This is a genomic window from Streptomyces fuscigenes, from assembly GCF_021556455.1.
GTDB lineage: Bacteria > Actinomycetota > Actinomycetes > Streptomycetales > Streptomycetaceae > Streptomyces > Streptomyces fuscigenes.
In genome coordinates this window covers 1-1168 of sequence record NZ_JAKGCV010000787.1, presented here as the reverse complement: position 1 = coordinate 1168, position 1168 = coordinate 1, and the positions used below count along the sequence as shown (strand labels likewise).

The 1168-nt window shown below is 77.8% G+C and carries 1 protein-coding gene and 1 pseudogene; both read right to left on the bottom strand.

The features are described from left to right. Window positions 1-236, bottom strand: a pseudogene (locus tag L1885_RS28555) (hypothetical protein); the annotation flags it as partial. A gap of 240 nt (window positions 237-476) precedes the next feature. Then, the gene (locus tag L1885_RS28550; protein WP_235800033.1) at window positions 477-992 is read right to left on the bottom strand and encodes an O-acetyl-ADP-ribose deacetylase; all 516 of its coding nucleotides are present in this window, start codon (window positions 990-992) and stop codon (window positions 477-479) included. Between the last annotated feature and the right edge of the window lie 176 nt (window positions 993-1168).

The following is a 1168-nucleotide window of genomic DNA, read 5'->3' as shown; positions in this document are numbered from 1 at the left end:
CCGCCCGCGACCCGCCCCGCGGGAACGGCGGTCGCGGTCACGTCCGTCGCGGAGCGCAGCCGCGCGGAGGTCCAGAAACGTGCGGCCGCGTGCTGCTCGTGCGCGCCCACACGCACCGTCGAGGTGCCTGCCGCGGGGGCGGCCGGCGGGGCGGCCAGCGCCGGGGCGGCACAGGTCAGGGCGGCGGCCGCCAGGACGGCCGCGGCGAGCCCGGTGGTTCTGCGTCGTGCGTTCATCGTCGCTCCTCGGTGTGGGGGTGAGGGCTTGGCGGATGAGTCCGCGGGCATCTTCGACAACGTTGTCAGATAGCTCCCGAGGTCCGGTCCGCGCTCAACTCAGCCTGGCACGCGGGGCGTTGGGTGTCCATGCCCATGACAATCACTCGGTGGCCCCCGGCCGGGTGGCGTGGCCGGAAGGAGGCCGCCGCGCGCCTCCTGCGTGCCCGCCCTGCCACTCGGGCGCAGCCACCGCGCCGCTCAGGGCAGGTGCGCCGCGAACGCCTCGTACGCCCGGTCGTCGAAGAGGACGAAGCGGGCCTCGGCGACGGCGGTCACGGCCTGCCGGACGGTGTGCACCGCGATCCGGGCCGCGTCGTCGAGCGGCCAGCCGTAGGCGCCCGCGGACACGGCCGGGAACGCGACGGTGCGCGCCCCGAGTTCGTCCGCCACGTGCAGGGACCGCGCGTAGCAGGACGCCAGGAGTTCGGCACCGTCGGCCGAGGCGCCGTGGACCGGCCCCACCGTGTGGATCACCCAGCGGGCCGGGAGCCGGCCGGCCGTCGTGGCCACCGCCCGGCCCGTGGGCAGGCCGTCCGGGTAGGGGCCGGCCCGCAGTTCGCGGCAGGCCGCCAGGATGCCGGGGCCGCCCGCGCGGTGGATGGCGCCGTCCACTCCCCCGCCGCCCAGCAGGGAGGAGTTCGCCGCGTTGACGACCGCGTCCACCTCCTGCGCCGCGATGTCGCCCTTGACCAGCGTGAGTCTCGTGTCCGCCACGGTCCTCGCCCTCCTTCTCGCTCCTGTTCCCGTTCCCGGGTCCCCCGCACCGGCCCCGGTCGCGGGGTCCGCCGCCGGGCCGGGCGGGGTGCGGACGCGGCGGGCCCTCGTGGGGGGACGGCCCGCTGCGGGGGATTCTCGGGCAGCGGCGCCCCCGCACGGTGCCGCCCCGCCGC